At 73.3% G+C, this 26,830-nt stretch carries 27 protein-coding genes and 1 riboswitch; of the genes, 9 read left to right on the plus strand and 18 right to left on the minus strand.

The features are described from left to right. Nucleotides 1–65: 65 nt before the first annotated feature. Nucleotides 66–1,094, plus strand: a complete 1,029-nt coding sequence (locus HGK34_RS15745) for a tyrosine-type recombinase/integrase (protein WP_201849131.1) — start codon at nucleotides 66–68, stop codon at nucleotides 1,092–1,094. A gap of 135 nt (nucleotides 1,095–1,229) precedes the next feature. Here HGK34_RS15745 and HGK34_RS15750 read toward each other — a convergent pair whose 3' ends face one another. Beyond that, the gene (locus HGK34_RS15750; RefSeq protein WP_201849133.1) at nucleotides 1,230–2,522 is read right to left on the minus strand and encodes a sensor histidine kinase; all 1,293 of its coding nucleotides are present in this window, start codon (nucleotides 2,520–2,522) and stop codon (nucleotides 1,230–1,232) included. A gap of 239 nt (nucleotides 2,523–2,761) precedes the next feature. Between HGK34_RS15750 and HGK34_RS15755 the strand changes: the two genes are divergently transcribed. The 5 genes from HGK34_RS15755 (at nucleotide 2,762) to HGK34_RS15775 (ending at nucleotide 8,566) form a co-directional block, all read left to right on the plus strand. After that, nucleotides 2,762–3,139, plus strand: a complete 378-nt coding sequence (locus tag HGK34_RS15755; protein WP_201849135.1) for a response regulator — start codon at nucleotides 2,762–2,764, stop codon at nucleotides 3,137–3,139. Between the two features lie 89 nt (nucleotides 3,140–3,228). Further along, nucleotides 3,229–6,132 (plus strand): response regulator, encoded by a 2,904-nt coding sequence (locus HGK34_RS15760; protein ID WP_201849137.1) that lies wholly within the window; start codon nucleotides 3,229–3,231, stop codon nucleotides 6,130–6,132. Next, nucleotides 6,129–6,635 carry a pyruvoyl-dependent arginine decarboxylase gene (locus HGK34_RS15765; protein WP_201849139.1) on the plus strand — a complete coding sequence of 169 codons (507 nt, stop codon included), beginning with the start codon at nucleotides 6,129–6,131 and terminating at the stop codon, nucleotides 6,633–6,635. The genes HGK34_RS15760 and HGK34_RS15765 overlap by 4 nt, the downstream gene beginning before the upstream one ends. After that, nucleotides 6,625–7,167 (plus strand): hypothetical protein, encoded by a 543-nt coding sequence (locus HGK34_RS15770; protein WP_307816004.1) that lies wholly within the window; start codon nucleotides 6,625–6,627, stop codon nucleotides 7,165–7,167. Before HGK34_RS15765 ends, HGK34_RS15770 begins: the two co-directional genes overlap by 11 nt. 178 nt (nucleotides 7,168–7,345) lie before the next feature. Further along, complete coding sequence (locus HGK34_RS15775) at nucleotides 7,346–8,566, plus strand: phospholipase D-like domain-containing protein (protein ID WP_201849186.1); 1,221 nt, start codon at nucleotides 7,346–7,348, stop codon at nucleotides 8,564–8,566. A 41-nt stretch (nucleotides 8,567–8,607) separates the two neighbouring features. On the opposite strand, the gene HGK34_RS15780 is transcribed toward HGK34_RS15775, so the two are convergent. From HGK34_RS15780 to clsA, 8 genes are all read right to left on the minus strand, one after another. Continuing rightward, nucleotides 8,608–9,237, minus strand: coding sequence for a MerR family transcriptional regulator (locus HGK34_RS15780; RefSeq protein WP_201849141.1), 630 nt, complete (start codon nucleotides 9,235–9,237; stop codon nucleotides 8,608–8,610). A gap of 145 nt (nucleotides 9,238–9,382) precedes the next feature. Next, nucleotides 9,383–9,862, minus strand: coding sequence for a bifunctional nuclease family protein (locus HGK34_RS15785; RefSeq protein WP_201849187.1), 480 nt, complete (start codon nucleotides 9,860–9,862; stop codon nucleotides 9,383–9,385). A gap of 39 nt (nucleotides 9,863–9,901) precedes the next feature. Then, nucleotides 9,902–10,549 (minus strand): transcriptional regulator FtsR, encoded by a 648-nt coding sequence (gene ftsR / locus HGK34_RS15790; protein ID WP_201849143.1) that lies wholly within the window; start codon nucleotides 10,547–10,549, stop codon nucleotides 9,902–9,904. 104 nt (nucleotides 10,550–10,653) lie between these two features. After that, nucleotides 10,654–11,142 (minus strand): FHA domain-containing protein, encoded by a 489-nt coding sequence (locus HGK34_RS15795; protein WP_201849144.1) that lies wholly within the window; start codon nucleotides 11,140–11,142, stop codon nucleotides 10,654–10,656. Between the two features lie 146 nt (nucleotides 11,143–11,288). Further along, nucleotides 11,289–12,698, minus strand: a complete 1,410-nt coding sequence (locus HGK34_RS22850) for a DUF881 domain-containing protein (protein ID WP_244666822.1) — start codon at nucleotides 12,696–12,698, stop codon at nucleotides 11,289–11,291. Nucleotides 12,699–12,700: 2 nt separating this feature from the next. Beyond that, a complete protein-coding gene (locus HGK34_RS15805) occupies nucleotides 12,701–13,033 on the minus strand; it encodes a small basic family protein (RefSeq protein ID WP_201849146.1) in 333 nt (110 codons plus the stop codon). After that, nucleotides 13,030–13,977 carry a DUF881 domain-containing protein gene (locus tag HGK34_RS15810; RefSeq protein ID WP_201849148.1) on the minus strand — a complete coding sequence of 316 codons (948 nt, stop codon included), beginning with the start codon at nucleotides 13,975–13,977 and terminating at the stop codon, nucleotides 13,030–13,032. The genes HGK34_RS15805 and HGK34_RS15810 overlap by 4 nt, the downstream gene beginning before the upstream one ends. Further along, the gene (clsA, locus tag HGK34_RS15815) at nucleotides 13,974–14,546 is read right to left on the minus strand and encodes a cardiolipin synthase ClsA (RefSeq protein ID WP_307816008.1); all 573 of its coding nucleotides are present in this window, start codon (nucleotides 14,544–14,546) and stop codon (nucleotides 13,974–13,976) included. Before clsA ends, HGK34_RS15810 begins: the two co-directional genes overlap by 4 nt. A gap of 334 nt (nucleotides 14,547–14,880) precedes the next feature. Here clsA and HGK34_RS15820 point away from each other — a divergent pair, with 334 nt between their 5' ends. Continuing rightward, nucleotides 14,881–16,935 (plus strand): DEAD/DEAH box helicase, encoded by a 2,055-nt coding sequence (locus HGK34_RS15820; protein ID WP_201849152.1) that lies wholly within the window; start codon nucleotides 14,881–14,883, stop codon nucleotides 16,933–16,935. Here the strand turns inward: HGK34_RS15820 and HGK34_RS15825 are convergent. The 7 genes from HGK34_RS15825 to rpe all read right to left on the minus strand — a co-directional run bounded on the left by HGK34_RS15825 (nucleotide 16,877) and on the right by rpe (nucleotide 22,388). Beyond that, a complete protein-coding gene (locus tag HGK34_RS15825) occupies nucleotides 16,877–17,413 on the minus strand; it encodes a PH domain-containing protein (RefSeq protein WP_307816009.1) in 537 nt (178 codons plus the stop codon). The genes HGK34_RS15820 and HGK34_RS15825 overlap by 59 nt on opposite strands. A gap of 12 nt (nucleotides 17,414–17,425) precedes the next feature. Beyond that, nucleotides 17,426–18,274 carry an ATP phosphoribosyltransferase gene (gene hisG, locus HGK34_RS15830; RefSeq protein WP_201849155.1) on the minus strand — a complete coding sequence of 283 codons (849 nt, stop codon included), beginning with the start codon at nucleotides 18,272–18,274 and terminating at the stop codon, nucleotides 17,426–17,428. Between the two features lie 98 nt (nucleotides 18,275–18,372). Further along, a complete protein-coding gene (locus HGK34_RS15835) occupies nucleotides 18,373–18,636 on the minus strand; it encodes a phosphoribosyl-ATP diphosphatase (protein ID WP_201849157.1) in 264 nt (87 codons plus the stop codon). Between the two features lie 17 nt (nucleotides 18,637–18,653). Beyond that, nucleotides 18,654–19,154 carry a 6,7-dimethyl-8-ribityllumazine synthase gene (gene ribH, locus HGK34_RS15840; protein WP_201849159.1) on the minus strand — a complete coding sequence of 167 codons (501 nt, stop codon included), beginning with the start codon at nucleotides 19,152–19,154 and terminating at the stop codon, nucleotides 18,654–18,656. After that, nucleotides 19,151–20,578: a 3,4-dihydroxy-2-butanone-4-phosphate synthase gene (gene ribB, locus HGK34_RS15845; RefSeq protein WP_201849161.1), complete on the minus strand. Its 1,428-nt coding sequence runs from the start codon at nucleotides 20,576–20,578 to the stop codon at nucleotides 19,151–19,153. Before ribB ends, ribH begins: the two co-directional genes overlap by 4 nt. Further along, complete coding sequence (locus tag HGK34_RS15850; protein ID WP_201849163.1) at nucleotides 20,575–21,297, minus strand: riboflavin synthase; 723 nt, start codon at nucleotides 21,295–21,297, stop codon at nucleotides 20,575–20,577. Before HGK34_RS15850 ends, ribB begins: the two co-directional genes overlap by 4 nt. Nucleotides 21,298–21,449: 152 nt before the next feature. Then, nucleotides 21,450–21,585: riboswitch (FMN riboswitch) on the minus strand. A gap of 140 nt (nucleotides 21,586–21,725) precedes the next feature. Further along, nucleotides 21,726–22,388, minus strand: a complete 663-nt coding sequence (gene rpe / locus HGK34_RS15855; RefSeq protein WP_201849165.1) for a ribulose-phosphate 3-epimerase — start codon at nucleotides 22,386–22,388, stop codon at nucleotides 21,726–21,728. A gap of 143 nt (nucleotides 22,389–22,531) precedes the next feature. Here rpe and HGK34_RS15860 point away from each other — a divergent pair, with 143 nt between their 5' ends. After that, nucleotides 22,532–23,062: a hypothetical protein gene (locus HGK34_RS15860; protein WP_201849167.1), complete on the plus strand. Its 531-nt coding sequence runs from the start codon at nucleotides 22,532–22,534 to the stop codon at nucleotides 23,060–23,062. Between the two features lie 104 nt (nucleotides 23,063–23,166). After that, complete coding sequence (locus HGK34_RS23285) at nucleotides 23,167–23,709, plus strand: DUF421 domain-containing protein (protein WP_201849169.1); 543 nt, start codon at nucleotides 23,167–23,169, stop codon at nucleotides 23,707–23,709. Nucleotides 23,710–23,766: 57 nt separating this feature from the next. Here HGK34_RS23285 and HGK34_RS15870 read toward each other — a convergent pair whose 3' ends face one another. Together HGK34_RS15870 and fmt are read right to left on the minus strand one after the other, a co-directional pair. Next, entirely contained in the window at nucleotides 23,767–25,500 is a 1,734-nt protein-coding gene (locus HGK34_RS15870) for an RsmB/NOP family class I SAM-dependent RNA methyltransferase (protein ID WP_201849171.1), read from the minus strand. Then, complete coding sequence (fmt, locus tag HGK34_RS15875; RefSeq protein WP_201849173.1) at nucleotides 25,497–26,474, minus strand: methionyl-tRNA formyltransferase; 978 nt, start codon at nucleotides 26,472–26,474, stop codon at nucleotides 25,497–25,499. Before fmt ends, HGK34_RS15870 begins: the two co-directional genes overlap by 4 nt. Nucleotides 26,475–26,830: the final 356 nt, after the last annotated feature.

A 26,830-nucleotide genomic window follows, 5' to 3' on the forward strand; every position in this document is an offset into this window, starting at 1 on the left:
GGCCCGCGCCGCGCAAATCTGCCGCGTGAAGCTCGACGTCAGTGTCCCCACATAGTCTGACCTGCATGGTTGCACCACCACGCCTGGAGCGCATCACCGTGGACGAGGCAGTCCGCCGCTACCTCGCCGCCGTCGAGGTCGACACGGTGCGCGACGTCCTGTCCCCCGCCACCGCCCGCAGCTACACCCGCGACGTCACCGAGTTCGCGCGCCTGGCCGGCTCCGCCACGGTGCTGGACGACATCAGCGGCTCCGACGTGGACACCATCCTCGTGCGCTACCAGTCCGCGCCCGACGCCCGGTACACCGACCCCGAGGCCAAGGCCGGCCCCGGACGCGCCACCGCCACCGTCAACCGGTTCCGCCAGTCGGTGTCGCGGTTCTTCTCCTACGCGGCACGGGAGTGCTGGGTGCAGGCCGACCCCATGCAGTGGGCCTCTCCCCCGGCCCGGAGCCGCGAGCCGCTGCGCACCGCCCGCACGGCCCTGTCCGCCGGCGCCGCCCGCTCCCTGTTGTCGGCCGACGACGCCGCATCCTCCCGGGCCGACCAGGACCTCGCCGCGCGCGACCGCCTCGTCCTCGCGTTCCTGCTGGTCCTGGGCCCCCGCGTCTCCGAACTGGCCCGGGCCGACCTGGCGGACGTCACCCGCGGCGACGACCACACCACCTGGCGGATCCGCGGCAAGGGAGGCCACACGCGGACCGTTGCCCTGAGCCCGCCGCTCGCCGACGCGCTCGACGCCTACCTCACCGGCCTGCGCCCGCGCCTCGCGGCCCGCCGCCCGGACGACGCCGACGCGCAGCGCGCCCTCCTGCTGTCCTGGCGCGGGCGGCGCATCGACACCCAGGCCGTGCGCGGACTGCTGCGCCGTGCCGTGGACCGGATGCCCTCCCGGGTACGCCGCGAGGTCACCCCGCACGCCCTGCGGCACACCACCGCCACCCTGCTGGTCGCCGAGGGGTGGGACGTCAAGGTCGTCGCCGAGCTCCTCGGGCACGCGTCCATCGCCACCACCGGCGTCTACCTCGATCGCATCGACGGCGAACTGGCCGCCGCGATCCGCACCCACCCGCTGGCGGCCGCCATCGACTGAACCGACCGACCGAACCGACCGACCGAACCGACCGAGAGCGACCGATCGAGACGACCGGCCCCGCACGGACGGCACCACCGCGGTGGACGTCACCCCGTACCTCCGGGTGACCGACGCCCACGGGAGGGCTCCCGGTCAGGAGGACGCGGCTCCCTCCGGCGAGCCCGCCGGTGCCGGCGGGCCCGCCGGCAACCTCACGGTGACCCTGGTCCCCTCCCCGAGCGTGCCGTCCACGTCGAGCGTGCCGCCGTGCGCGTCCGCGATCGCGTGCGCGACCGGCAGCCCCAGCCCGAGACCGAGGACCTGCCCCCCGGTGGAACGACGAGCTCGGCGGAGGCGCTCGGTCAGCCGGCCCAGGTCCTCCGGTCCCAGGCCGGCACCGGAGTCGGTGACCTCGATCACCGCCTCCCGCCGCGCGTCCTCGTCCAGGCGGACCCGCGTGGTGACCGCACCACCGCGCGGGGTCTCCTTCACCGCACGCCCCACCAGGGTGAGGCACAGCTGGGCAAGGAGCTCCGGATCGCCCCGCACCGGCACGGGGCCCGGCGCCGCCATCGTGAACGACAGCCCGGCGTCCCGCGCCGCCGGGCCCAGTTCGGCGCCACAGGTACGCGCCACCTCGGCCAGGTCCACGTCCCTCCGGGTGCGACCCGGCTCCCCCACCGTGAGCCCGACGCTCACCATCAGCTCGTCGATCGTGCGCAGCAGCCGCCGCCCGTTGCGCTCGATCACCCGCACGTACCCGTGCTGCTCGTCGGTCAGGGAACCCGCGGCCAGGATCTGCGCGTACCCGAGCACCGAGGTCAGCGGCGAACGGAGGTCATGGCCGACCGCACCGATGAGTTCCTCCTGCGGAATCAGGGACGGCTCACGCGCCAGGGCTCGCAGGTACCGGGTCACGCCGAAGGTGGCGAGCGCGACCAGGAGGGCCACGAGCGGTACGACGACCGTCTGCGGCAGGAACCGTTCCGGAACGCCCCCCGGTCCGGCGGGCGCGGGCCAGGCCTGCAGGCCCACCGCTGCGGCGGCCGCCAGCACCACCCCGGACCACGTCGCCAGCACCCCGAGACCCGCCACCGGCAGCATCAGCAGCGCGTCCACCGTGGCACCGGCGGCACCGGAGCCTCCTCCCAGCGCGACCAGCGCCCCGACCTGGATGAGCGGCAGCGCCGCCTGCCACGCGACCCCGATCCGGGACCAGGGAAGGACGACCCCCAGGACCTGGGCGGCCAGCACCATCGCCGGCCCCGTCCACAGCCACGGCCGGGCACCGGCCGGCCCGCCCGCGGGCAGGAGCACCCAGGCCACCGCATACGCGAGAGTGAACGGAACCTGGCGCAGCGCCACGGACTCCGGGGCGATCAGGCGGCCCACGGCCCGGTCGAGACGCCTGCCCACACCGCCGGCCGCCGCCGCGTCGTCCGTCATCGGCCCTCCCCCTCCTGGAGCGGCCCTCGCACCCGGACGCCCCCCGTGACTACCTAGACGGTAGGCACGAACACCGCAGGTTGCCCGTCCGGGCACCGCCGGCCGCCGGAGTCCCGTGCGCAGGCGCGAGCAGGCGCGGCCGTGGCACGATGAAACGAGCCGACAGCGCCGACCGAGCGCGAGGAGGTCGAACGGCAGATGCTGAAGCTACCCGGGACCGCAGGTCCGCAGGCAGTCCCATGAACCGCCGCATCCTGGTCGTCGACGACGACGAAGCGATCCGGGAAGTCGTCCGTGCCGGCCTGTCGACGATCCCGGATTGGGACATCGTGCTCGCCGCCAGCGGTCCCCAGGCGATCGACCTGTGCAGGAGCGATCCGCCGGACGCGGTCCTGCTCGACGTCATGATGCCCGTGATGGACGGGCCGACGACGTTCGCCCACCTGCAGGAAGACCCCCGCACGCACGACATCCCCGTGATCCTGCTGACCGCGAAGGTCCAGCCCGCGGAACGGCGCAAGTACGAGGACCTCGCCGTGGCCGGGGTGCTGGCCAAGCCGTTCGACCCCATCGCGCTGCCCCGCAACCTCGCGGCGCTCCTCGAGTGGTCGATCTGAGTCCCCGGCCGCCCGGCCCGAGCTGAACCGCCGGACCGAACCGCCGCGCTGAACTGCGAGGCCGACGATGGTGCCCTACGCTCGGGCGCATGGTGTCGTGGCGCGCTGCCGCGCAGTCAGGGAACAGCTTCATCCGGTGGTGCTGGATAGCCGGCGCCACGGTACTTCTGCTCGTGCTCGTCCTCGCCGGCCCCTTCGAACAGGCGATCCGCGCCGACATCTCCATGCTGGCGATCGCCGGCGCCGGCGCCGTCACGGCGGTGAGCTGCGGACGGCGGGCCGTGCAGTCCCAAGGACGGCGCCGCCGCGCGTGGGGACTGCTGTCCCTCGGCGGGAGCGTGGGACTGGCGGGCAACGTCTACGCGGGACTCGTCGGAGACCCCGAGACGGGCGACATCGCCTACGTCACCGCGCTCCTGCTCGGCGTGGTCGGCCTGTCCCTGTTCCCCGCCGTCCGCCCGCGCGGGCCGGAGACGATCCGGATGCTGCTCGACAGCATCGTGGTCGGCGGATCCGTCCTGTACATCGCTCTGTTCGCCGTCGTCGCGGACGTCGGCGTCTGGGAGGCGCAGGTCTCCGTCACGGCGTACGCGCTACCGGTGGTCGACGCCCTGCTCGCCACCCTCGCCGTCCTCGTCATGACCAGGTCGAGCGCCGCCGAACGCGTCCCACTGGTCCTCGTGGGCGGCGGGTTCGTCCTGTACGCCGTGGCCGACGTCGCGTTTGCCCTCCTGTCGGCCTCGGGCTCCTTCTCGTTCGGCAGCCCCGTCGACGCGGGGTGGGTCGGCGGCTACCTCGCCATCGCGCTCGCGGCACGCCACCCCGCCGCGTCGGGCACCACCGTCACCGACCAGCGGGAGACCGGGACACCCGTGCTCGGAACCGTCGTGGCCTTCGGCATGTTCCTCGCCGCGGCCCTCGTACGAGTCGTCCAGTCGGGCCTGGGACTGCCCTGGTTCGCGAACGCGCTGTGGGTGACCGTGCTCGTCGCCGTCGTCGTGCGCCAGATCCTGGTCGTCGCGGACAACGAGTCCCTGCGACAAGGCCTGGAGCGGCGTGTCCAGGAGCGCACCACCCAGCTGCGCTCGCTGGCGAGCGAACGAGAGCGGACGCTGGAGTCCGTGGCCGACGGGATCTACGGGGTGGATCGCGAGGGACGCGTCACCTTCGTCAACGCGGCCGCGGCGCACACGCTCGGTGCATCCGTCGCGGAGCTCGTGGGCTGTGACGCGCACGCCACGTTCCACGCACCCGCCGAGGACGGCACCCCGTTCCCGGTGGACGGCTGCTATCTCACGGAGGCCCTGCGGGACGGGATCACCGTCACGGCCGAGCAGGACGTCTACCGACGTCTCGACCAGACGGACGTTCCGGTCGAGGTCACGGCCAGCCCGCTGCGCGGCGAGGACGGGATCCGCGGCGCGGTCGTCGCGTTCCGCGACGTGACGGGACGGCGTGAGATGGAGCGCATCAAGGACGAGTTCGTGTCCGTGGTGAGCCATGAGCTGCGCACCCCGCTGACCGCGATCCGCGGGGCGCTCGGGCTCCTCGACAGCCAGGCCCTGGACCACTCGCCCGACCAGGTGGCGCGCATGATCCACATCGCGCTCACCAGCAGCGAGCGGCTCGGCCAGCTCGTGGACGACATCCTCGACATCGAACGCATGGACGCCGGCACCACTCCGCTCGAGCTGGCCGAGCACCCGCTCGACTCCCTCGTCGCCGCGGCGGTGGAGCAGGTCCAGGTCCTCGCCGACGAGGCCGGCGTCACGCTCAGCCCCGCGGAGTCCTCGGAGGTCGTCCGGGCGGACTCCGGGCGTATCGTGCAGACGCTGATCAACCTGCTGGGCAACGCCGTGCGGTTCTCCCCGCCGGGCAGCACCGTGCGCGTGACCACCAAGCCCGTGGGCGACACGGTCGAGGTGCGCGTCGACGACGAGGGCCGCGGGATCCCGCCGGACAAGCTGGAGTCGATCTTCCGCCGGTTCGAGCAGGTGGACGCGTCCGACACCCGTGAACAGGGCGGGTCGGGGCTCGGACTGGCCATCGCGCGCAGCATCGTGGAACGGCACGGCGGACGCCTCTGGGCCGTCAGCGACGGCGAGGGCCACGGGTCCAGCTTCCGGTTCACCCTCCGCCGAGCCGTCCCGCACGCGGCCCCCGCCCGGCCGCGGCCGCAGGAGGCCGCGTCCGTCGCGACGCGGGTGATCGTGGTGGACGACGACCCGGAGGTCGTCGAGGTGCTCCGGACGGTGCTCGAGGAGCGCGGGTACGACGTGGCCGGTGTCACGGACGGGCGGGAGGCACTGGACGCCGTGGACGACGAGCGTCCCGCCGCTATCGTCCTCGACCTGGCGATGCCCGGCACGAGCGGTGCCGAGGTGCTCACCAGACTGCGGCTGTCCGCCGCGACGGCCGACGTCCCGGTCGTCGTCGTCTCGGGCACCCGCCCGCTGGAGGCTCTGGAGAGCGCCGCGCTGGCCGACGACTGGCTCGTCAAGCCCGTGGAGCCGGCGCGGCTCATCGAGACGGTTCGCGACGTCATCCGCCGTCAGCCGCACGACAACCGCGTGCTGATGGTCGAGGACGACGACGACCTGCGGACCGTCGTGGCGACGGTCCTGGAGAACGGCGGTCTCGCCGTCACTCAGGCACGTTCCGTCGAGGAGGCGCGGGCCGCCCTCGCCCACGGCTTCGAACCGGACCTCGTCGTGCTCGACCTCATGCTTCCGGGCGGCAGCGGGCACGATCTCGTGGCCGACCTGCGCCGCGACGGCCGGCTCAGATGGGTGCCCCTCGTGGTCTACTCAGGAGCCGAGGTCGGCTCCGCCGAACGCGAGGACCTGCGTCTGGGCAGCACCGTCTTTCTGACGAAGCGCCAGTCGAACCCGGACGAGGTCCTGCGTGCCGTGCTCGATCTCCTGGACGCCGCGGCGGGTCACACGGGCGAGATCGACGAATCCGGACAGCTTCCATCTTCGAGGACCAGGTGACTGAGAATCTGACGATCCGAGTGAGTACGGGAGTCGGCGCGGGGCAGACCACTCTGGCGGCGTTCGACGCGGCACTCGCCGCAGCGGGCGTCTGCGACTTCAACCTCGTCCAGCTGAGCTCCATCATCCCCGCGGGCAGCGAGGTCCAGGAGGTGAAGAGCAAGGAGCAGCTGCAGGGCCGCCACGGGGACGTCCTCTACTGCGTGTACGCGCGTGCGCACGCCTCTCTGCCGGGCCACGAGGCCTGGGCGGGGGTCGCCTGGTCGCGGCACGACGACGGCAGCGGAGCCGGACTGTTCGTCGAGCACAGCGGGCCCTCCCGCGAGCAGGTCTCCACGGACCTCACCCACAGCCTCGACGACCTGGCGAACACCCGCGGCGAGCCGTACCACCCCGAGGGACGGCAGATCGCGGGCATCTCCTGCGTCACGCTCCCCGTGTGCGCCGTGGTCGTGGCGACCTTCCGGTGCGCGGGCTGGAAGGAGATCGGCCGTGGACGCTGACATCACCTTCGAGACCGCTGTGACGGGTGCGGTCGTCGATCGGATGTGGGAGCTCTACCTCGACGCCTTCGAGCCGTTGCGCACGCGCGCCGCGGCCCGGCACGTCCTGCGCCGCGAGGAGTTCGACCAGGAGATGGCGGACCGGCGCGTGACGAAGCTCGTCGCACGTGACCGGGACGGTGAGCCGGTCGGGCTGACCACGCTCGCGACGGACCTCACCGCCGTCCCCTGGGTGAGTCCGGAGTTCTTCACGGCCCGGTACCCCGAGCACGCCGCACGCGGCGCGGTCTGGTACATCGGTTTCACCCTCTCCCACCCCAGCCGGCGCTCCACGCGCACCTTCATGGACATGATCGACGCGCTCGTCGCCCACCTCACGGAGAACCAGGTCGTGTGCGCCTACGACGTCTCCCGGTTCAACGACGAGTCCCGGCACTTCGCCGACAACCTGCGACGGCACCTGGAACGCACCGAGGACGTCACGGTCGAGACCGTGGACCAGCAGACGTACTACGCGACCACGTTCCACTGAGGTTCCGGCTCGCGCCTCCTCCCGCTCCCGCGCCACCGGCCCTGCGGCGCTGTCGGCGCGAGGCCGTCGACGAGCAAAAGTCCCGCGCGGTTCCACCACTCCCGGTACCGTGAGCATCGTGCCGTCTCGCGACATCCCCGGACTCACCATCGACGTCGCACCCGCCCTCCTGGGCCGGATGCGCAAGTTCGCCGTACGCGCCGGGCTCGTCGCGGCCGCCGTGCCCGTCACCGTGGCCGCCGCGCTGACCGTCACCGACGCGATCCGTCGGCGCATGCATCCGCTCACGGCGACGTTCCCCACGGAGAAGCCGCTCACCGAGTACGTCGAGGAGACCGCCACCACGGTCTACACCTACGGCGCCGACCTGTACGACTCGATGCTGGAGGCCATCCGCGGCGCCCGGCACACCGTCATGCTGGAGACGTACATCTGGAAGGACGACGCCGTCGGCCGGCAGTTCAAGCGGGAACTCATCGACGCGTCCGCCCGCGGGGTCCACGTGTACGTCGTGGTCGACGGCTTCGCCAACCTGGTCGTGCCGGCCGCGTTCTTCCGCTTCCCGCCCGACGTGCACGTCCTGCGCTTCCCCGTGATGCGGCCCGGCATGATCGCGCTGAACATCCGCAAGTCCGGCCGCGACCACCGCAAGATCCTCGTGGTCGACGACCGTGTCGGCTACGTCGGCGGCTACAACATCGGCTCCGTGTACGCGACCCAGTGGCGCGACACCCACATCCGCCTCGAGGGGCCCGCCGTGTGGGAGCTGCGCAACGCGTTCGTCGACTTCTGGAACCGGCAGCGTGGCGCCCGCCTGCCGCAGCTGACCGACGTCGGGTCCGAGACGTGGCTGCCTCACCTCAAGGCGGCGCGCAACGCCCCGTCCGAACTCGTCTTCCCCATCCGCGGCCTGTATCTCGACGCCATCGACCGCGCCACGAGCCACGTCTACATCACCCAGGCGTACTTCATCCCGGACCACGACATCCACGCCGCGCTGCTGGCCGCGGCCGGCCGGGGCGTGGACGTGCGCGTGCTGGTCCCGCACCGTTCCAACCATGTCGTCGCCGACTGGCTCGCACGCGGGCTGTACACCTCGCTCCTGCGCGGCGGGGTGCGTATCTTCCTGTACCAGGACGCCATGGTCCACGCCAAGACCGCCACGGTCGACGGCCGGTGGACCACGATCGGGACGGCGAACATCGACCGGCTCAGCCTCACGGGCAACTACGAGGTCAACCTCGAGATCGTCGACCGCGGCCTCGCCGGCCGCATGGAGGACGTGTTCCGCCTCGACCTGACCAACGCCCGCGAGCTCACCATCGACCAGTGGGAACGGCGGTCCGGGCTCGCGAAGGTCGGCGAGACCCTCATCTCGCCGCTGCGGCCCCTGCTGTAGCCCCGCCTGCTGTGGCCCCGCCTGCTGGTGCCCCGCCGGCGTCAGCCGGCGTTGCGGGTCTTGTCCCGCTGCAGCCGTCGGCGGGTGAACTCGTCGTCACTCCCGGCGAGCGGCTGGGTGAGGCCGTCGTCCTCGGCCTCGCCGGACTCGGGCGCCCCGAACGTCTCCGTGGGCAGCTCCGAGAGCGTCCCCTCGATCTCGCGCCACACCCGTCCCACGGCGATCCCGAACACGCCCTGGCCCCCCTGGACGAGGTCCACGACCTCGTCGGCGGACATGCACTCGTACACGGACGCGCCGTCCGACATGAGCGTGATCTGCGCGAGGTCCTCCACGCCGCGCTCGCGCAGGTGCGTGACCGCGGTACGGATCTGCTGGAGGGAGACACCGGTGTCCAGCAGCCGCTTGACGACCTTGAGCACGAGGATGTCGCGGAAGCTGTACAAGCGGTGCGTGCCCGAGCCCGTGGCCGGTTTGATGCTCGGCTCGACGAGGCCCGTGCGTGCCCAGTAGTCGAGCTGCCGGTAGGTGATCCCGGCGACACTGCACGCCGTGGTCCCACGGTAGCCCGTGGACGCGTCCTGCTCGGTCAGGTCCTCCCCGAAGAGGAGACCTTGAGCGCCGTGCGGGATCGGCTCACCGGCAGCTCTGACCTCACCATGGGTGTTCACTGTGCCTCCTGGAAGTCTCGTGACCACGCTAGGGCTCCCGGGCTCGTTCGCGGGCCAGGCCGCCCGGCGTGTCGCCGTGCGGGAACCCCGCACCACGACGTCTCAGCGCCGTGCGGGCCGGCGCCGTGCGGGCGCGTCGTGTCGATCACTGGCCCGACGGACCGGAGAAGTCCTCCGGGCTGACGTGGTCCAGGAACGCACGGAACTTCTCCATCTCCTCACGCTGCTCCACGTCCACGATCTCGACCCCTGCCAGCGCCACGATCTCGGCGGAGCACAGCACCGGGCTGCCGGTACGCACGGCGAGGGCGATCGCGTCCGAGGCGCGCGAGTCGAGCCGTGCCCCGCCCGAGAGAACCAGCTCGGCGAAGTAGATGCCGCCCTCCAGCGCGACGATCTCGACACGTTCCAGCTCGACGCCCACCGCGGCGAGCACGTCCCGCAGGAGGTCGTGCGTCATGGGCCGGGGGGTGGCGAGTCCCGCCTGTGCCATGGCGATCGCGCTCGCCTCCCGCGGGCCGATGACGATCGGGACGGCGAGGTCCGCAGCCGTGTCCAGCAGCAGGACCACGATCTCCTGATCGCGCTGCTGCTGGCGAACGCCGAGGATCTCCACCGGAACCATCGGCACGTCTGAGGTCACCGTTTCACGGTATGCCGACCGTCACAGATCCGCCACACCCTGGCGCACCCAGACTGCGTGCAATCGGGTCAGCAGTTCACCGATCTCCGTGGCCATCGCGGCCGCCTGGCCCTGTGCGCTCGACGAATGCCGCCCACGCCACGGCGCGACCACCTGATCGGCCAGCGCGACCTGGCGATCGGCCGCGCTGCGCAACGTGCGCATGTGGCGGGGCTCGATGCCGTGCTCGGCCAGTGCGACCGCGATGCGCACGACGTCGACCGAGCCGGCGCCGAGCGTACCGGGGCCGGACTGCTCGACCGCGCCGACCCGGACCAGCTCGTCGACGAGCTCGGGCGACGCCCCGGCAGCCTCCGCGACCTGGTCGCGCGTCCAGCGGCGGCGGGCCGACGACTCGGCAGGCGCGAGGCGCGGGGCCGGCCGGGCCTCGTCCTCTCCCGCGTCCATCGCGGCCAGCCGCTCCTTGATGACCTTGAGCGGTAGGTAGGAGTCGCGCTGCTCGGTCAGGACGTAGCGGAGACGTTCGACGTCGGCCTGGCTGTACTGACGGTAGCCCGACGGCGTGCGTACGGGCGTGATGAGTCCCTGTTCCTCCAGGAACCGCAGCTTGGAGTGCGACACGTCGCCGAACTCCGGGGCGAGTGCGCGCAGCACGTCGCTGATGCGCATCGTGGCCTGGCGTGAGATACCCCGCGGCCACGGCTCGACTTCCTGCCTGGTGGCTCGCTCGTCCGGCCGCGGGCTGTCCGCGGCTCGGCGGGCGGCCCCGGGGCTCACCGCTGCGGCACCCCTGGGAACGCCTGTACCGTGGCCTGCGGGCTGGCGTGGAAGGTGAGACGGAACTTGCCGATCTGCACCTCGTCGCCGGTGGTGAGCGTGGCACCGTCGATACGTTCGCGGTTGACGTACGTGCCGTTCAGCGAGCCGATGTCACGCACGGCGAACGTGTCGCCGTCGCGCACGAACTCGGCGTGCTTGCGGGAGACCGTGACGTCGTCGAGGAAGATGTCCGCCTGCTCGCTGCGCCCGGCCACGCACCGGTCGGTGTCCAGGAGGAAACGGGCACCGAAACCGGGCCCGCGCTGCACGACGAGCAGGGCGGAATGGCGCGGCAGCGCGGCGACGGCCGCGGCCTCTTCAGGGCTGAGGGCGGTCCGCCCCGTTGCGGCGTCGTCCCCGGTCGGGAAGACGATGCGGCCGAGGTTGGCCGTGGTCGCCGTCGGGTCGGGGCCCGGATGAGGCAGGCCACTGGGGTCGGTCATCGGGTCTCCTCGGTCTGAACGGGTCGGTCTGAACGGGTTGGACGTGTCTCGCCCGGATCGTGCCGGCAGGCGGCATGAGTGCTTTCACGTGCGGGTTCACCGGTAGCCCGGTCCGAACCAACTTACATGGCACGGGCCGGGGTCGGCTACTCTTCGCTCGGTACGGCGTTCTCGGGGTCGGACGGCATGCGCGTCGCATCGACGCTCACGAGGTCCTTGCGCTCGACGTTCGCGGTCGCCCCCGCGTCGCGCAGCGTGGGCAGCGCGCCGCCCGGAATCTCCAGGGCACGGTCGACCGTCTCGGGGTCCCCGATCGCCACCCAGGTGTACGGCGGTTCGAGCAGCCGGCCGTCCAGGAGGATGCGGTGCTGCTCGTCCACGGTCTCCTCGAAGTGGCTGCTGGTGACGATCCTCACGTCGTTCAGCTGCTGCGCCTCGACGCCGGCGTTGCGCAGTTCTTCGAGCATGTTGAACATGTTCGCCGCGCTGACGGTACCGGGCCCGGCCTGGATCTCGATCACGACGCCGGGCCCCTCGGCGGGCAGCCTGCCGGACAGGATGCCTTCGTACTCGGCACGTTGCTCGGCCACCTCGCGGGCCGCCCGGTCCTGCCCGTCGGCCGAGCGCAGGTCATCACGTGTCCGGGTCAGGTTGGCGACCTCGGTGTCGAGCTGCTCGCCGCGCTGGGTGACCTCGTCGAGCAGGCGCACGAGCTCGTCCTGTCGCAGGGAGGCGAGCTGATCGCCCGTCGACTGCGCCACCTGCACGGCGAGCGCGAACCCGAAGGCGACGCACAACGCCGCGGTGATGTACTCGGCACGGCGGTTCCCGGGCCGGAACACCTGCCACAGCCTGCGGGTCCCGCCGGGCGGGGGATCGTCGACGACGGCCGACTCGGCGCCGCCGGTGTCCGCGTGTCCGGAACCTGCGTGTCCGGGACCTGCCGGCTCCGGGCCCGGACCCGACCCCGTCGAGGTGTCGTCCTCGGGGGTGCCGGACGCGGTCGAGCCGTGCGCCACCCCGTCATCTCCGGCGGACTCCTGCCCCGAAGGCTCGTGCGCCGACGGCTCGTGCGCAGTCGATCCGCGCTCCGCCGAGTCCCGCGCCGACGTGCGGGCCGCGGTGTCATCGGCTGCGGTGTCATCGTCCGCCGGAAGGTCTCCGGCCGGGAGGTCTCCCTCCACGACGTCGTGCGGCACCGCCTCATCCCTCGCGGCCTCGTGCGGCACCGTGCCGTCCGTGGTGCCGTCGTCGTGGGGTGCTGGTGCGTTCGGCGGCGGGCCCGGTTCCTCGCCCGCCCCGCCCTCCGGGTTCGGCGGCGTCGCGGCCTCCTCGCCCGCCGGGCCGGGTGCGCCGGCCGTGTCCGGCACCTCGGCGGCGGAGGAGCCGGCATGCGGGTCCTGCGCCGTGTGCGGGTCCTGCGCGTGGTCGCGGGCCGGCACGGGCGTCCCGCCGTCGGGCGGCTCGGGCGCCGGGCGCGTCGGTTCCTCGCCGGGGCCGGCGGGCTCGGCGTCGTCGTGGCGCGGGTCCGGCTCGCCGTGCTGCTCGTCGCTCATGCTCAGGCCTTGAAGATGTTGCGGCGGATGGAGGCGGCGTTGGAGAAGATCCGGATGCCGAGCACGACCACGACGGCGGTGGACAACTGCGAGCCCACGCCGAGCTGGTCGCCGAGAAACACGATGAACGCGGCGATGAGGATGTTGAACAGGAACGAGGTGAGGAACACCCGGTCGTCGAACATCCCTTCGAGCGCGGCACGCAGGCCACCGGCCAGGGCGTCGAGCGCGGCGACGACGGCGATCGGCAGGTAGGGCTGCAACACCACCGGAACGGTGGGCTGCAGGATGAGGCCGGCGATCACGCCGACCACGAGGCCGATGACTGGGATCATGCTCCGTCCTTCGCTGTGTCGTCCTGGTCGTTCCCGCCGGTGCCCGGATCCGGTGCCCGGCTCGATGTCTCACCCGGCGTCCCGGTCGGTCCCGGGCTGCCGGTGTCCGTGGCAGGGCTCGTGGCGAACCGCAGGGTCTGGGGCCTGCCGGCCGGCAGGGACAGCTCGTCGGCACCCTGCACCGACGACTCGATCCCGTGGGTGGTGAGCACCTGGAGGAACGCCGGGCCGCTGGACCGCGCGAACTCGACCTGGAGGTCCTCCGTGTCCCCGATCGCCTCGACCTGGTAGGAGGGCCCGTTGAGGGGCTGCAGGTCCACCAGGATGGCGTCACCGGCACTGCGGATCGCGCTGACGGCGGTCAGGCGCTCGCCGCCGACGGCGACCGCCTCGGCACCCGAGGCCCACAGGGCGTTCACGACGAACTGCAGGTCGGTGTCCCACACGCGCTGGTCCCGGTCGTCGCCCGCCAGCCCGCCGTCGGTCAGGGTGATCACGACGCCGGGCCCGCTGACGGCGGTGGTGCCGTTGGCGAGCTTGTCGAGGTCGTTGGTCTCACGCAGGGAACTGGGCAGGGTCCCGGCACGCTCGAGCCGGTCGACCTCGGCCGCCAGCGCGACGGACCGGTCCGTAAGCTCCTCGACCTGCATGCTGCGCTCGGCGACCTGGTCGGCCAGGACGGAACGGGCCTGGGTCACGGCGGGCTGCGGTGCGCGCAGATGGACCACGGCCACGGTGACGACCAGGCCGAGCCCCACCGCGACCAGCATCGCCACCACGAGGGCCGGGACACGGGGCTCGGTGGGCTCCCCGGCCGCCGCCCGCCGCGCGCGACGCCTCGCGGCATCGGCGTACCCCGGGTCGAGCGGCCGCCTCATCACCTCGTTGAGGAGTGTCATGGAGGCGTCCGGACGACGCCCCGGCTCGGGGACGGTCTGCTTCATCCGCGGGCCGCCAGCCGGCGCACCTGCGCCACGTACTGCAGTCCGGCGAACCAGTACAGGGCGACGCCCCACCAGGTGAAGGCCCAGCCGACCACGTGCGCCGTGGTGCCGAGCCTGCCGCCGGCCTCGGCCAGCAGGAGCAGCGGGAACGCGTACAGCAGGGCGAAGGTGGCGACCTTGCCCGACTGGCTGACGTTCAGCGTGCCGTAGCCGAGACGGGCCAGCACGGGAACGGTCAGGGCGAGCATCAGGTCGCGCGCCAGGATCGCGGCCACGAGCCAGAGCGGGACGATCTCACGCCACGCGAGACCGAGCAGGGTGGCGAAGATGAAGAGCCGGTCGGCCAGCGGATCGAGCATCTGGCCCAGCCTGCTGACCTGATGCAGCGAGCGGGCGAGCACGCCGTCGAGCCAGTCCGTCACGCCCGAGACGGCCAGCACCACCAGTGCCCAGACATCCTCGTGTGCGACGATCAGGACGGCGAAGACGGGAACGAGGGCCAGACGCACCAGACTGATCGCGTTGGGCACCGTCAGAACGCGGGAGCTGATCTCCTGTCCCCTGGACACAAACACCGCCTCACGCCTGCCGTTTCCTGCCGTGCGCGCCATACTACGGGCCCGATGTTGCGGATCCGCACAGGGTCCCCGGGCGCGTCCCCGCCCCGTACGACACCACGGCGACGCCCCATGGGTGCCACACGTCACCCCGCGCCCGTCTGGCCTGGCCCGGGGCGTGGCACGTAGGATGGTCACGATCCCCCTGGAGTTGGTCGCCTTTCTGCGCGTGTCGGCATGAGTCGCCGGAGCGAGTGTGTGTTCGCCGAGTGAGCGGCCCGGGGCCAGGCGCTGCAGGCGCCACGAGGTCCGGACTCCCTCTCGACGACGAACGGTTGACACCCCCATGCCCGCTGCTGCCCTGACCACCCCTGCGCCCGAGGCCCCGGCCGACGACGCGACCGCGACGACACCGCCCACGGACTCCGCGCCCGCCGAGCCGCAGCAGCGGTTCGACGACCTGCCGCTGCCCGCCGCCCTTCTCGCCGCGACCAGGGACCTCGGCTTCTCCACCCCGTCGGACATCCAGGCCGCCGCGATCCCGCCGCTGCTGGACGGCCGCGACATCACCGGCGTCGCCCAGACCGGCACCGGGAAGACCGCCGCGTTCGGCCTGCCGCTGCTGGCCGCCGTCGACCCGGACGCCGACGTCGCCCGCGGGCACGTGCAGGCGCTCGTGCTCGCCCCGACCCGCGAGCTGGCGATGCAGGTCGCCGACGCGATCGAGTCCTTCGCCGCCCACCTGCCGGGCGTGCGCGTCCTGCCCGTGTACGGCGGCGCGCCCTACGTGCCGCAGCAGCGCGCGCTGCGCGACGGCGTGCACGTCGTGGTCGGCACCCCCGGCCGCGTCATGGACCACATGGAACGCGGAGCCCTCGTGCTCGACAGCGTGAAGTTCCTCGTCCTGGACGAGGCCGACGAGATGCTCCGCATGGGCTTCGCCGAGGACGTCGAGCAGATCTTCTCCACCGCGCCCGCGCAACGGCAGGTCGCCCTGTTCTCCGCCACCATGCCGCCGGCCATCCGCAAGGTCGCCGACCAGCACCTGACCGACCCGGTCGAGATCGCCGTGTCCCGCCAGTCCTCCACCGTGACCTCGGTCAACCAGACCTACGCCGTGGTCCCCTTCCGGCACAAGACCGGGTCCCTCGTGCGCGTGCTGGCCACCTCCGACGCCGACGCCGCGATCGTGTTCACCCGCACCCGCGGGGCCGCGGAGGACGTGGGCGCCGCCCTGATCGAACGCGGCATCTCCGCCGCCACCATCTCCGGCGACGTGGCCCAGAAGGAACGCGAGAAGATCGTCGAACGGCTACGCTCGGGCGCCCTGGACGTCCTGGTCGCCACCGACGTCGCCGCCCGCGGCCTCGACGTCGACCGCATCGGCCTCGTCGTCAACTTCGACCTGCCGCGCGAGCCCGAAGCCTACGTGCACCGCATCGGCCGTACCGGCCGCGCCGGCCGCACCGGCGAAGCCCTCACCTTCGTCACCCCGCAGGAGCGCGGCCTGCTGCGCCGGATCGAGCGCACCGTCCGCACCCGCCTCACCGAGGCGGACATCCCCTCCCCGCGGGACGTGTCCGCGCACAAGTTCGCCACGCTCCTGAAGCAGGTCCCCGACCGCCGCGAGGCCGGACGCCTCGACCTGTACGCGAGCATGCTGCGCGACTACCTCACCGAGAACACCACGGGCTCGGGCGGAACCGCCGTGGCCGACGCCCCCGCGACGTCCGGCACCACCGAGGCCGCCGCCACTGCGCCCGCCGCCACCGAGCCCAACACCGACACCGCGCCCGGCACCGCCGGCACGGAGACCACACGGCCGGCCCGCACGGCCGCCGACGAAGAACTGCTCCAGATCGCCGCGGCGCTCGCGGCGATGGCCGTCGGCGACGACGGCCCGCGCCTGCGCGCCGAGCAGGAGGAGTACGAGCGCGAGCAGGCCCGGAACAAGGCTGCCGCGACGCGGCGTACCACGCACGACGCCGAGCGGCACGACCGTTCCGGTGAGCGCACCGGTCACCGCGACCGGCCGGGCCGGGGTGCACGGGACCACAGCCGGTCGGGCACGCGGTACCGGCTCGCGGTGGGCCACACCCACGGGGTGAACCCGGGCGGCATCGTCGGTGCGCTGACCAACGAGGGCGGCCTGACCGGGTCCGACGTCGGCAAGATCGACATCTTCGGGTCCTTCTCGCTGGTCGACATCACCGCGCCGCTCGACGAGCCGACCATGGACCGGCTGGGCCGGGCCCGCGTGTCGGGCCGGGCGCTGCGCATCCAGGTGGACCGTGGCGCCCCGGCGCACCGGGACCGCTTCGACGACGACCGGCGCGGCGGCCTCAACCGTCGTGAGGGTGGCCGGGACCGGGGTCAGCGGCCTCACCGTGCTCAGCGATGAGCTTCACGAGGCGTCTCGCCTCGTTCATCCCGTGCTCGCCGTCGGCCCGCTGGACGGCCATGACGGCGAGCACGGTCCCGTCGGCCAGATCGAGGTGGACCCACGGGTCCCCTGACCCGAACCGGACGGCGACGATCTCGGCCCAGTCGAGGCGCCGTCGCCGGGCGTAGTTGACGACGGTCAGCCCCGCCCGGTCCGGTTCGGCGCGCACGGCGGCGAACCGGACCGTGAGCAGGGCGAAGAACAGCCCGACCACGATCGTCGAGACCCGGTTCAGGGCGCTGTCGGAACCGGGCCCCTCGGCGACCAGCGCGACGAAGACGCAGCCCACCGCGAGGGCCGCGCCCATCGCCCAGGCCGTCGGCGTGGTGAAGCGGCCGCGGAACGTGCGGTACCGGACGGTGTCCGGCTCCCGGGACGCGCCCTGGTGCTCGCCGTGCTCGTCCCGGTGCTCGCCGTCGTCCGCGGAAGTTCCCACGTGCGGCCTCCTCTACATACGGCTGGCGTGGATCGATGTGACGATGATCGCGCGCGCACCGATGTCGTGCAGGGCATCCATGACGCGGTTGGTGTCACCGCGCGGCACCATGACACGGACCGCCGACGCGTCCCGGTGGTGCTGCGGCGAGACCGTGGGCGACTCGAAGCCGGGCGTGATCGCCACGGCCTGCTCCAGCAGCTCGTTCGGCACCACGTAGTCCATCAGGACGTAGGAGCGGGCCGTGATGACGCCCTCGAGACGGCGCGTCAGCGTGCGCACGCCGGGCGGGGCGACGGCGTCGGCCTGACGGATCAGTACCGCCTCGCTCGTGAGGATCGGGTCGCCGAACACCTCCAGGCCTGCGGCCTTGAGGGTGCTGCCGGTCTCCACGACATCGGCGATGAGGTCGGCGACCCCGAGCCCGACCGAGCTCTCCACCGCACCGTCCAGGTGGACGACGCCGGCCGGGGTGATCCCCTGCTTCGCGAGGTGGTCGGCGACCAGGGTCGTGTACGACGACGCGACCCGGCGGCCCGCGATCTCGCCGACCTCACGCAGGGTCCCGACAGGCGCGGCGAAGCGGAACGTGGACCGCGCGAACCCGAGCGGCAGGTGCTCGACGGCGTTCGCGCCGGAGTCCAGCAGCAGGTCACGGCCGGTGATCCCGGCATCCACGGTGCCTGCGCCGACATAGACGGCCACGTCTCGCGGACGCAGGAAGAAGAACTCGCACCCGTTCTCGGGATCGGCGAGCACGAGCTCACGGCTGGAGCGGCGCTGCCGGTACCCGGCCTCGCGCAGCATCTCGGACGCGGGCTCCGACAGGGAGCCCTTGTTGGGGACGGCGATTCGCAGCATGTCTGTCTTTCCTTGTCGGACGTACGGCTGATCCAGGAGCGGGTTCCCGGCGCCTGCGGGCCCGGCCGTCGGCGGCCGGACCCGCGGGAGCCTGCCCGCTACAGATGCGTGTACACGTCCTCAAGGGTGAGACCCTTGGCGAGCATGATCACCTGCAGGTGGTAGAGGAGCTGGGAGATCTCCTCGGCCGTCTCGGCGTCCGACTGGTACTCCGCGGCCATCCAGACCTCGGCCGCCTCCTCGACGACCTTCTTGCCGATGGCATGCACGCCGGCGTCCAGCTGCGCCACGGTGCCCGACCCTTCGGGGCGGGTGGCGGCCTTCTCGGAGAGCTCGGCGAACAGGGACTCGAAGGTCTTCACGGGCCCGAGCCTAGCCGCTACCGCAGGGCCACGGCCGTGGCGACCGCAGCCTGGACAGCCTCCTGCCCCTTGTCCTCCCGGCTGCCCGGCAGCCCCGCCCGGTCCAGCGCCTGCGCCTCGTCGTCGCACGTCAGCAGCCCGAACCCGACCGGGATACCCGTGCGCACGCTCACGTCGGCCAGGCCCGTGGTCGCGGCCGAGCACACGTAGTCGAAGTGAGGGGTGCCACCGCGGATCACCACACCGAGCGCCACCACGGCGTCGGGCAGCCGCGCGGCCGTGTCCCCCGCCTCCGGCACCGGCCGCCCGGACAGCCCGGTCAGTCGCGCGGCCGCCACCGGCAGCTCGAACGACCCGGGCACCCGTACCTCGCTCCATCGCGCCCCGGACTCCCGCAGCGCCCGCCGTGCCCCTTCCAGCAGCCCGTCCATCACCTGGGTGTGCCAGCTCGCGGCGATCACCACCACGTTCAGCCCGCTGCCGTCCACCGACATCGCCGGTGCCCCTGCTCCACTCATCGTGCGTCCTCCAGCATGTGTCCCATCCGATCCCGCTTCGTACTCAGGTAGGCCGCGTTGTGCGGCCCGGCGCCGACCCGCAGCGCCCGCTGCCCGGCGACGTCGACCCCCTCGGCCCGCAGGCCGGAGGTCTTGGCCGGGTTGTTCGTCAGCAGCTCGACGCGGTCGATCCCCAGGTCGCCGAGGATCGCGGCGGCGGCGCCGTACTCCCGGGCGTCCACCGGAAGGCCGAGCGAGGAGTTCGCGTCCACCGTGTCCAGGCCGCCGTCCTGCAGCGCGTAGGCCGCGATCTTGTCCGCCAGGCCGATCCCGCGGCCCTCGTGCCCGCGCAGGTACACCACCGCACCGGGCCGCCCCTCGTCCGCGGCCTGAGCCACCGCCTCCAGCGACGCGGTCAGCTGCGGACCGCAGTCGCAGCGCAGCGAGCCCAGCGCGTCGCCGGTCAGGCACTCCGAGTGCATCCGGACCAGCGCCGGGAGCGCGGAACGCGCGCCCTCACCGGGAGCCGCCGGCCCGGCCGGAGCCTCCGGCACGACGTCCGGGACGAGCGCCAGGTGCTCGGCGCCGGTGGCGGTGTCCCGGTAGGACGTGACCCGGAACATGCCGTGCGCGGTGGGCAGGAACGCCTCGGCGACCCGGATCGTGCGGGGCCGGGCCGGAGCCTCGCCCCCGGGCGCCTCCCGGACGGCCGTGTCGTCGTGGGTCGCCGACGGGGCCGCGCCGGGTGACGTGTCCGGCCCACCGGGACGCCCGTGGCCGGGCTCCGCGCCGCGGGCGAGGTGCTGGACGATGTCGGACACCGTCACCAGGACCAGCCCCTCGGCGTCGGCCAGGTGCAGGGCGTCGTCGTACCGCAGCATCTCGCCGTCGTCGGCGACGAGCTCGGCGATCCCCGCGACGGCACCGGAGCCGGTGTCGAGCCCGGCGAGGCGGACCAGGTCGACGGACGCCTCCGTGTGGCCGCGGCGTTCCGCGACCCCGCCGGGGCGGGCCCGCAGCGGGAGCACATGACCGGGCCGGATCAGGTCGGCGGCCGTGGCGGCGGGATCTGCCAGCGTGCGCAGCGTCAGCGCGCGGTCGGCCGCGCTGATCCCGGTGCCCACACCGCGCGCGTCGACCGACACGGTGTAGGCCGTGCGGCGCGGGTCCTCGCCGTTCTCCCACATCAGGGGCAGGCCCAGGGCGTCGGCCCGGTCCAGCGGCATGGGCGCGCACAGGTAGCCCGACGAGTGGCGCACCGTCCAGGCGACCCATTCGGTGGTCGCGGTACGGGCGGGCAGCACGACGTCGACCTCGTTCTCCCGGGACGCGTCGTCCGCGACGAGGACGGGCCGCCCGGCGCGCAGCGCCTCCAGCGCGGCGGCGACGGTGTGGCCGGTGCCGGTTGTGGTCGCTGCGCGGTGATCAGGGACGACGGCGGTCATGCGTGCACCTCCGGGTTCGATGCGGGGACGTGGGGTGGCAGGAGGGAGGGCCCGCCGGCGGCGGGGCCGGGGTGCGCCCCGGAGGCCGTCAGGAGGCGTTCGGCGTACTTCGCGAGGACGTCCACCTCGACGTTCACGGCCGATCCGGGCGTGAGCTCTCCGAGGGTCGTGGCCTCCAGCGTCGTGGGGATGAGGGAAACGCCGAACGTGCCCTGCCCGGGTCCGGCCGGGTCGGAGACGTGGGTGACGGTCAGGGAGACACCGCCCAGCGCGATGGAACCCTTCTCGGCGACGTAGCGCAGGAGTGCGGGATCGGCCTCGAACGTGAGCTCGTCCCAGCGCGGTCCCGGGTTCCGCGTCACCAGGGTGGCGGTGCCGTCGACGTGGCCCTGGACGACGTGGCCGCCCAGGCGGCCGTTCGCCGGCAGCGCGCGCTCCAGGTTCACCCGGGCTCCCGGGGTGAGCCCGCCGAGGGTGCTGCGGCGCAGGGTCTCGGGCATGACCTCGAAGGTGAGGGTGGGCTCGGAGCCGGCCGTGGCGTGGTCCTCGGTGACGTCGGTGACGGTCAGGCAGACGCCGTTGACGGCGACGGAGTCGCCCAGGCGGGCGTCGGAGGCGGCCAGGGGCGCGGCGACCGTGAGAATCGCGTCGGTACCTGCCGCGTCGGGATGAGCGAAGGAGCGGACCGTGCCGGTCTCCTCGACGATGCCGGTGAACATCTGCGGTTTCCCTCCCAGAGCGTCGGTGCTCCGGGGTTCGCCGAGAGATCGCCTGCGAGCCAGGCCGGGAATCCTCCCGGGCGGCGCACGGACGACGGCGCCGGCCACGAACACCGGCCCGTCCCGTGAGGTACGGCCCGACGCCCACGGCCGTACGTGCTTCCTCCCATCCGGACTTTCACCGTCGGCCCTGGAATTTCACCAGGTCAACCGGCCTGCCGTGAGGCAGGTCGCGGGTCGCGGGCTGTCACCGCCGGTTCGGAATTACACCGACCCCGGAGCACGTAGGTGTGGTACTGCTTGCACCGATAAGCATGCCACAACCGGTGCGCGCCCCGGGAGTGTCCTTCGTCTCACGGCACGGCCGAGGACGCCCGGAGATTCAGGGCAGGTTCTCCGGCGGGTTCAGTGCCGGGATCAGGGCGCGTTCAGTGACGGTGGGCGGAGGCCAGGTCGCGCAGGGCCGCGATCTCGCCGGCGGCGTCGTCGGCCCCGTAGACCGCCGATCCGGCGACGAACACGTTCGCGCCGGCGTCGGCCGCGCGGTCGATGGTGTCACGGGAGATGCCGCCGTCCACCTGTACCCACACGTCCAGCCCGGACTCGCCGATCGCCTGGCGGGCGCGGCGGATCTTGGGCAGGGTGCCGTCGATGAACGACTGGCCGCCGAAACCGGGCTCGACCGTCATGACCAGGATCATGTCGACCTCGGCGAGCAGGTCGAGGAACGGTTCGACGGGCGTGGCCGGGCGCAGCGCCACACCGGCGCGCGAGCCCAGGCGGCGCAGTTCGCGGGCGAGGCGGACGGGCGCCTGGGCGGCCTCGGCGTGGAACGTCACGGACGCAGCCCCGGCCTCCGCGTAGGCGGGCGCCCAGCGGTCCGGGTCCTCGATCATCAGGTGCGCGTCCACGGGCACCGGCGACACCTTGGTCAGCCGCTCGAACACGGGCAGGCCCAGGGTCAGGTTCGGCACGAAGTGGTTGTCCATGACGTCCACGTGCGCGAAGTCGGCGTCGGAGATGCGCTGCAGCTCGCTCTCCAGGTTCATGAAGTCCGCCGACAGGATGCTCGGTGCGATGAGGGCGCTCATGCGGCCAAGCCTAGAGTGCGGCAGCACGACTCCTGGTCGGCGTCCCATGACGGCACAATGTCCTCCGTGCCCGAATTCTTGGAACAGCGGTCTTCTCCGGGCCGCCGCAGACCCGATGCCGCGGCCTGCGGGGAGCATCACCGTTGACCCGTTCCCGAGGGCCGTTCGGGCTGCTGGTGGCCGTCATCCGTCGGCAGGCAGCGCAGACGTCACGGGCGAGCCTGGGGCACCTGGTCAAGAACCTGATCGCCGCCGCCGTGCTGCTCCCGTGGATCACCACGCTGGTGGTCCACGCGGCGATCACCCAGTACGCGCTCGACACCCGTGGTGTGGTCGCGGACGCCGTCGTCGCCGAGACCCAGCCCGAGCCCGCCGCCCGCGGGAACGTCGCCATCGACATCGAGCCGTTCGGGGACGGTGACATCCGCATCCTGCGCCACTACGCGCAGCGCCCCGCGAGCTGGGACGGCTACACCTTCTCCGTGACCTACGATCCCCTCGACCCGGACCGCGTCACCCAGACCGGGGTGGACGTGTGGCCTCCCGTGCTGGGCCCGATGGGGATCGCCGCCGCTCTCGTCCTGCTGTGGATGCTGCCCTTCGAGGTCCTGGAGCTCCTGGGCCGAGCCTCCGGGCTGCGCATCCGGCAGGAGGCGCGGGAACCACCCCGGTGACACCGGCGGCGCACCGTGCCGGCCGCCGGTGCCCGGTGGGCCGGTGGGCCAGTGGTGCCACGACGATGCCTCGCCCGCTCCGGTGAGGCGGCACAATCGCCTGTGTGAGAGAACTTCTGGGGATCACGCCGCTCGAAGCCGTCGCCGTCGTCCTGGCCACCGTGGGAATGTACGCGGCGCTGGTGGTGCTGGTGCGGCTGCTCGGGCAGCGCATGCTGGCCGGGCTGTCGGCGTTCGACCTGGCCGCGATCATCGGGATCGGCTCCATCATGGGCCGCGCCGCCCTCGGTGAGGCACCACACCTGGCCGGCGGCATCATCGCCCTGGCGACGCTGGCGGGCTGTCAGCTGGCGACGAGCCGGATCGGCGGCTGGGGAGCCCGCGCGATCACCACGCGCCCGGTGGTGCTCATGGCCGGGTCGCAGGTCGTGGAGCGCAATCTGCGGCGCTGCCGCATCGCCCCGCACGAGCTGGCGGGCAGGCTGCGGCAGGCCGGGATCCGGAACGTCGACGAGGTGGCGATGGCGGTGCTGGAGCCGTCGGGGACGATCAGCGTGACGCGGCGCGGCACGGACGTCTCCCCGTTCCTGCTCGACGGCGTGGACGGCGCGGACCTGGTGCGCAAGTCGCTGGGCCGTACCGAGTGACTGGACGGGCCCCCGTCATCGGGGCCCCGTCCGGTCACGGGACGGGCCGGTGGGCCGTCAGCGTTTGCGCAGCAGGGTCAGGTGCATCGCGTCGGTGCCGTGGACGTGCGGCCAGAGCTGGACGTCGTCGCGGGCGGCGTCGCCCGCGGGCAGCCGCAGGTCCGGCGTCGTGCCGTCGGGCAGGCGGCGCAGCACCGACCGCACGGCGTGAGGGGTGTCGAGGCGTTCGACGTCGTCCCGTTTGCGCAGCACGTCGGTCACCACGAGCTGCGTCTCGGCCAGCACGGGTGAGCAGGTGACGTAGGCGACAACGCCGCCGGGCCGGACCGCGTCGAGCGCGGAGGCCAGGAGCTCACGTTGCAGGCCGGTCAGGGTCGCCAGGTCCGCCGGGGTGCGGCGCCAGCGGGACTCGGGGCGGCGGCGCAGGGCGCCCAGGCCCGTGCAGGGCGCGTCGAGGAGCACGCGGTCGTAGGCGCCGGGTTCGTCGGTCCCGAGGTCGCGGCCGTCGCCGGTGCGCACCTCCTCCACGACGCCCTCCGGAACGGCGTGCAGCGCCCGCCGCACGAGCCGTGCCCGGTGGGGCTGCACCTCGTTGGCGACGAGCGTCGCGCCCTGCCGTGCGGCCAGGGCGGCGAGCAGTGCCGCCTTGCCGCCGGGTCCGGCGCACAGGTCGAGCCAGCGCTCGGCCCGCCCGCCGGCGGCCTCCGGTGCGGCCTCGTGAGACGCCGGCGGAGCGGCGTCGGGCCGCGGCGCGGTGTCCTCGTCCTGCGCCGTGTCGAGCGGGACACCCGCCAGGGCGAGAGTGACCAGCTGGGAGCCTTCGTCCTGCACCCCGGCGCGCCCGTCACGCACGGCGGGCACGGCCCCCGGGTCGTTGCCGTCCAGCACGAGCGCGGTGGGCGCCCAGCGGCCCGGCACGAGGTCGGCGTCGTGCCAGGCGTCGTCGTCGGACACGTCGACCAGGCCCGGGCGGGCCACGAGCGTGACGCGCGGCGCGGCGTTGTCGGCGGCCAGCAGGTCACCGATCTCGGACGGGTCCCGGCCGTGGCCGGCCAGCGCCTCGCGCAGGGAACGCGCGACCCACACCGGGTGGGACTCCACCGCGGCCAGCGCGGTCAGCTCGTCCGGCGCGCCGGCCCTGATCCGTTCCAGCCATTCCTGACGGCCGGCCTCGGACACGCGGCGCAGGACCGCGTTGACGAACTGCGCCGGCCCGGCCCCCACCTCGGCCCGTGCGAGCGCGACGGTCTCGGACACGGCGGCATGGGACGGGACCCGCATCCCCAGGAGCTGGTGCGTGCCCAGGCGCAGCACGTCCAGCACGGCGGCGTCGAGCTCGCCCAGCGGCCGGTCCACGCAGTCGGCGAGGACGGCGTCGTACCGGCCGCGCAGGCGCAGGGTGCCGTAGGTCAGCTCGGTGGCGAACCCGGCGTCGCGGCCGCGGATGCGTCGCTCGGCCAGCAGGGGCGGCAGGACGAGGTTGGCGTAGGCGTCGGACTCGTCCACCTGGCGCAGCACGTCGAACGCCGCGGTGCGTGCCGGGTCGGTGCGTTTGGCGCGCTGCCCGGGTGCCTGCCGGGAACCAGACCGCTCGCCCCGCAGCCGCGCCGCGGACCGCTCCCGGCCGCGGGCGTTCCTGCGGTCCTCGCCGCCCGTGCGGTGCCGGTCACCGCCGTGTTCCTCGCGCCCGGTCTCCGTCCGGCGCCGGTCGTGCCCGCCCCGGCCCGGGCCACCGGTGCGTCCACCGCGGCGGTCGGCGGACCCGCCTCGGGCGTCGTCGTAGCCGCTCATGCCCGGGCCTCCGTTCCGCCCAGCACGAGCCCGGCGTCGATCAGCGGCCGGCCGGCCCCGCGCGCCCAGTCCGGGGCGGGCATGTGCTTCTTGCCCGGCGGCTTGACCTGGCCCAGCGCGACGGCATGGGTCGCGGTGCCGACCAGGACCCGCTTCTTCTCGCCGCGGACCTGCCCGGGCGCGAGATCGGTGACGTCCGGGACCGGCGTGACCGGGCCGAGGCCGAGCCGCGCCCCGCCTGCGGCATCCTGGCCCTCCGGGTGCGGCAGCTCGGTCCACGCCCCGGGTGCGGGAGTGCAGCCACGCACGAGCCGGTCGATCGCGAGCGCGGGCACGTTCCAGCGGACCTCCGCGTCGGCCGGAGTGAGCTTCGGGGCGATCGAGACGCCGTCGGACGGTTGCGGCTGCGGGGACAGTGCGCCGTCCTCCAGGGCGTCGAGCGTGCGGACGAGCAGTTCGGCGCCGGAGACGGCCAGCCGCTCCAGCAGGTCGCCGGAGGTGTCGGTGGGCCGGATCGATTCGGTGGTGGTGCCGAGCACCGGGCCGGTGTCCATGCCTTCGTCCAGCAGGAACGTGGTGGCGCCGGTCACCTCGTCCCCGGCGATGAGGGCCCGCTGCACGGGTGCGGCGCCCCGCCAGGCGGGCAGCACGGAGAAGTGCAGGTTGACCCAGCCCAGACGGGGCACGGCCAGCACCTCGGGACGCAGGATGTGCCCGTAGGCCACCACGGGCGCGGCGTCGACGGCGAGCTCGCGCAGGGTGGTGAGGAACTCCTCGCCGCGGGGCCGGTCGGTGATCACCGGGATGCCCGCCGCCTCGGCCCGGACACGTACGGGGCTGGGGGTGAGCCTCCGGCCCCGCCCCGACGGCGCGTCGGCGCGGGTCAGCACGGCCACCACCTCGTGACGGGAAGCGATCAGCGCCTCGAGCGAGGCGACGGCAGGTTCAGGAGTTCCGGCAAACAGGAGACGCACCGGGCAAGTCTACGAGCGGGCCGGCGCTCGCGTTGCCTCGGCGACGGCGCTCCCGCACGACCCGCCACCCCCGCCGGCCCCGCACCGCGAGGCATTTCGCAACCGATATCCACGCCTGTTTCCGATACGCCGGGCAACACCGCCGGAACCTACTCTCAGCAGACCGGGGCGTCGACGACGCCGCCCCTCGCGCACGTGCCACCTCACCAGGTCACCGCGCCGAAGGCGGAAGCCGCCCCGCACCGGCCCCCACCGCCCAGAAGGAGAACCGACATGCCCGCACGCCACACCCGACCGGCCCCCGACCTGTCTCTTATACACATCTCCGAGCCCACGAGACGGAGCTACATCTCGTA

This window comes from Myceligenerans indicum (genome assembly GCF_016742955.1).
GTDB classification, from domain to species: domain Bacteria; phylum Actinomycetota; class Actinomycetes; order Actinomycetales; family Cellulomonadaceae; genus Myceligenerans; species Myceligenerans indicum.